This window comes from Saccharomonospora halophila 8 (assembly GCF_000383775.1).
Classification (GTDB): Bacteria; Actinomycetota; Actinomycetes; order Mycobacteriales; family Pseudonocardiaceae; genus Saccharomonospora; species Saccharomonospora halophila.
Map to the genome: position 1 here is coordinate 130,593 of NZ_KB912586.1, position 4,495 is coordinate 135,087.

4 protein-coding genes are annotated in these 4,495 nt (G+C 74.1%); 1 reads left to right on the forward strand and 3 read right to left on the reverse strand.

The genetic code is table 11. The features are described 5' to 3' along the window. The coding region (locus SACHA_RS23185; RefSeq protein ID WP_039739825.1) for an FAD-dependent oxidoreductase at positions 1–379 on the reverse strand (379 nt) is incomplete at its 3' end. A 181-nt stretch (positions 380–560) separates the two neighbouring features. On the opposite strand from SACHA_RS23185, the gene SACHA_RS26545 reads away from it, so the two are divergent. Beyond that, positions 561–1,235, forward strand: a complete 675-nt coding sequence (locus SACHA_RS26545) for a glutaredoxin domain-containing protein (protein WP_028663351.1) — start codon at positions 561–563, stop codon at positions 1,233–1,235. A gap of 19 nt (positions 1,236–1,254) precedes the next feature. Here SACHA_RS26545 and SACHA_RS0119135 read toward each other — a convergent pair whose 3' ends face one another. Together SACHA_RS0119135 and SACHA_RS23190 are read right to left on the reverse strand one after the other, a co-directional pair. After that, positions 1,255–3,093, reverse strand: coding sequence for a glycoside hydrolase family 15 protein (locus SACHA_RS0119135; RefSeq protein WP_019812359.1), 1,839 nt, complete (start codon positions 3,091–3,093; stop codon positions 1,255–1,257). Positions 3,094–3,285: 192 nt separating this feature from the next. Then, on the reverse strand, positions 3,286–4,495 hold a 1,210-nt coding region (locus tag SACHA_RS23190; RefSeq protein ID WP_157601771.1), incomplete at its 5' end, for an FAD-dependent oxidoreductase.

A 4,495-nucleotide genomic window follows, 5' to 3' on the forward strand; every position in this document is an offset into this window, starting at 1 on the left:
ACAGCCACGCCAACGCCGCCACGTCCCGCGGCCGGTGCCGCGCGAACTCCGTGAGGTCGCGCAACGCGGCCGGATGGCGCCAGGGCGGCGCCAGGTATCGCCGACCCCGGTCCCCACACGCGATCACACCCCGGGTGAACCGCCGCAGCCGCAGGTCGGCGACCCGCACCGTCGACCGGACGGCCGGGTATCCGGGGAGCAGGACCTGGAACCCACGGTCCAGCCGGAAGCCGTCGACGACGTCGGTGCGGACCCGCCCACCGACCTCGTCCTCCGCCTCGCACACGAGCACGTCCACCCCCGCGGACCGCAGCTCACGGGCCGCCGTCAGCCCGGCCAACCCCGCACCGACGACGACCACCTCGGCCTGCTGTGCCATCACCCCTCCGTCCCTCCACGCCACGGTGCCGACCGGGGACGAACCAGGCCGCCCGGCCCGTCCTCTCCCGCATTCCTCGTACGCCGCGCTCCACACCGTGCTGGCATGGAGTCAAGAAAGGCGGACCCGGTGCGTGCGAGACTGGTCGGCAGTGACCCCCGACGACCCGCCCGGAGATCTCGTGAGCGACGCAACCACCACGCCGGTGACGGTGTACTGGCGGCCCGGGTGCCCGTACTGCTCCCGGTTGTTCGGAGACCTCGACCGGATCGGCCTGCCCGTCCGGAAGATCGACATCTGGCAGGACTCCCGGGCCGCCGCACGGGTCCGCGCGATCGCGGACGGCAACGAGACCGTGCCCACCGTGGTCGTCGGCGACGACCACTCGATGGTGAACCCGCGCGCGACCCGGGTGGTCGACGCGGTCCGTACCGAGGCACCCGGCCTGCTCGACACGATCAGCAAGGAGACCCTGGCCAAGGCCGCGACCGGGCCCTGGCACGCCGGACTGGGCCTCGCGGTGATCTTCCTGGGGCTGTGGCTCCTGCTGACCCTCGGGAACCCCGAGACGCCGTACCACCTGGCGTCCGCCGTCGTCGCGGCCGCCTGGCCCGTCGGACGTCGGCTGCGCGTCGGCCGGGCGCTGCCCGTGATGCCGGCCCTGACGACCGCGCTCGGCGGCGGCCTGCTCGCCCTGGTCGGCACCGCCGTGCTGACCGTCGGTGACCTACCGGTGGAACCGGCGCTGTCCGGATCGTTCACCGGACCCGGTGAGACGCTCGTCGGCGTGGCGCTCGGAACACTCGCCGGTGCCGCGGCCGCCGTCGTCGGGCGACGGGGCCGAACCCGCTCGTAAAGCGACGGCCGCCGCGTCGTCACCCCGCCGGGTTCCCCCGGTGGCCGGACTCCGCCCGGTGAATCGCCCAGGCCGCATTCACCAGGCCGATGTGGCTGAACGCCTGCGGGAAGTTGCCGAGCTGGGCCCCGCTGACCGGGTCGATCTCCTCGGCCAGCAGACCGACGTCGTTGACCAGCCCCGCCGCGCGGTCGAAGACCTCCCGCGCCCGCTCCGTCCGCCCGGCCAGGGCGAGGGCGTGGGCGAGCCAGAAGGTGCAGAGCACGAAGGCACCCTCGCCACCGGCGAGCCCGTCGACCCCGGAGTCCGCACGGTACCGGTACACCAGCCCGCGTTCGTCGGTGAGTCGCTCCGCGATCTTGTCCACGGTGGCGAGGACGCGCCCGTCGGTTCCCGGCAGGAATCCCACGATGGGCAGCATCAGCGCGGAGGCGTCCAGTTCCGCGGAGCCGAAGGACTGGGTGAACGCACCGACCTCGGCGTTGAAGCCCCGGGTCAGCACCGCCTCGGCGATCTCCTCCGCCGAGGCGCGCCAGGCCGGGGCGCGGTCGGCGGCCCGCAACTGGTCGGCCATGGCCGCCGCGCGGTCCAGCGCGACCCAGCACATCAGCTTCGAGTACAGGAAGTGCCGGGGCTCGCCGCGGATCTCCCAGATGCCGTTGTCGGGCCGGTGCCACTGGCCCGCCGCGGCGTCGGCGAGGCCGGCGAGGAACGTGCGGGTCTGCGGGGCGAGCTCGCCGAGCTGCGCGCGCAAGCGGAACGCGGCGTCGAGCAGTTCGCCGTAGACGTCGAGCTGGGGTTGGATCCACGCGCCGTTGCCGACGCGGACCGGCCTGCTGTCGCACCAGCCGGACAGGTGCTCCAGCACCCGTTCGGACAGGTCGTGTTCGCCGCCGATGCCGAACATGATCTGCAGGGGGTGTTGCGGACGGGTGTGCGCGGCGGCCGCGGTCATGAACCCGAAGAACTCGTACGCCTCGTCGGGACAGGCCGCCACCCACAGCGCCCGCATGGTGAAGCTGGCGTCGCGCACCCAGGAGTAGCGGTAGTCCCAGTTCCGCGCGCCGTCGACCCGCTCGGGCAGTGAGGTGGTGGGGGCGGCCACGATCGCCCCGGTGGGCTGGTAGCTCAGTGCCTGCAGCACCCGGCCGGAGTGGTGCACCAGCGACCGCCAGGGGCCTTCGTAGCGTTGGTGCAGCGCGGACCACGCCCGCCACCCGGCGATCGTGTCGGCCAGGGCGTCGGCGATCTCCCGCTGTCCGAGAGGCCGGGGATCCGGACCGCCGAGCGCGACCCGCTGCAACGCGAAGTGGGTGGACTGCCCGGCTTCGAGCGCGAAGCAGGCGTGTGCCTCCCCGTCGTGGACGGTGTGCCACTGCGGGCTGGACAGCAGCAGCCGGTCCGGTCCACCGCTCGCCCGGATGCCGCCGTGGACACCGGTGAGCACGGGGACGACGACCCCGTATTCCGGGCGTGGCCGCAGGCACGTCTCGACCACGACCCGCCCGGCGGTACACCGCATCGACCGCACCAGCCGGTGCGGCGCGTGCGCACCGAGCCGGTGCGGGTTGCCGACCTCGCCGAGCACGAGCCCGTCCCGGAGTTCCAGCGTGCCGGTGGCGGTGTGGAAGGTGGTGCGCAGCACCATGCTGCCCGCGACGTAGTCCCGCTCGACTTCGGCGGGGCCCACCGGGCGGACGGACCAGTGACCGGCGTCGTCGTCGAGCAGCGCACCGAACACCGACGGGCTGTCGAACCGCGGGAAACACAGCCACTCGACGGACCCGTCGCGGGTGACCAACGCGGCCGAATGCCGGTCCGAGAGCAGCGCGTGATCACCGATCGGGTGCCGGCTCACACGACCTCCTCGGGATCGCCGCTGCCGTCGCTGCCGCCCTCGCGCCACGGGGCACCCGGCGTCCACGGAGCGACCGACCGCGGACAGGGTTCCCGGGGCGGTCCGGATTACTCGGCTCTCGACCGCCGGCGATCCGGAACGGGCCCCGCCGTCCGGCGCGCTGAGCGGCGGTGCGACCCCGACCGGCGGCGCCTACGCGGAGCCGCGCTCGACCTCCAGGAGACGCAGCCACACCTCACTCATCGTGGGGAACGCGGGAACGGCGTGCCACAACGTGTCCAACGGCACCTCGCCCACGATCGCGATGGTGGCGGCGTGCAGCAGCTCACCGACCCCGGGGCCGACGAACACCGCACCGACGAGCACCCGGCGCCGCCGGTCGACGACGAGCTGGGCGGTGCCGCCGACGCCCTGACCGTGCAGCGTGCCGCCCGCGACGCTGCCGATGTCGTAACGCACGGTACGCACGTCCACCCCCGCCTCCCGGGCCTGCCGCTCGGTGTGCCCCACGGCGGCGACCTGGGGGTCGGTGAAGGCCACCCGGGGTACCGCCCGGTGATCGGCCCACGCCGTCCGCTCCCGGCCCGCGACGAGGTCGCCGACCGTGCGGGCCTGGTACTTGCCCTGGTGGGTGAGCAGCGCGCGACCGTTGACGTCGCCCACGGCGTACAGCCAGTCCCCGTCCACCCCGCGCACCCGGAGCCGGTCGTCCACGTCGAGGAAACCACCGGGCTGCAGGCCGACCGTGTCCAGGCCGAGGTCGTCGGTGCGCGCCCGGCGCCCCGTCGCGACCAGCAACTCGTCGCCGACCAGCTCGGTGCCGTCGTCGAGGGTGAGGGTGACCGGCGCGTCGGCCGCCTCCCGCGCGGCACGGGCCGCCCCCGCCCCGGTGAGCACCCGGATGCCCTCGGCGTCGAACGCTTCCGCGACTTCCTCGCCGACGAACGGCTCCTCGGTGGACAGCAGCCGGTCATCCCGCTCGACGAGCGTCACCTCCTCCGCCCCCAGCCTCCGGTAGGCCTGTGCCATCTCCGCGCCGACCACCCCACCACCGAGCACCAGCAGCCGGACCGGGATCCGCTTCGCGCTGGTGGCGTCCCGGTTGTCCCAGATCGGGATCTCGCGCAGCCCCTCGACGGGCGGAACCGCGGGAAGTGACCCGGTCGCCACGACGACCGCCTTCCGCGCGGTCACCGTCACCGGGACACCGTCACCGGTGTCCACCTCGACGGTCCGTTCCCCCGCCAGTCGGCCCCGCCCGCGCACCACGTCGACGCCGGCACCGGTGAGCCACTCGTGCTGGCCCGTGTCGTCCCACCCGCTGGTGAACCCGTCGCGGCTGCGCAACGCCTGCTCCACGTCCACCGTTCCGGTCACCGCCGCCGCGGCGGCCGGCACCCGG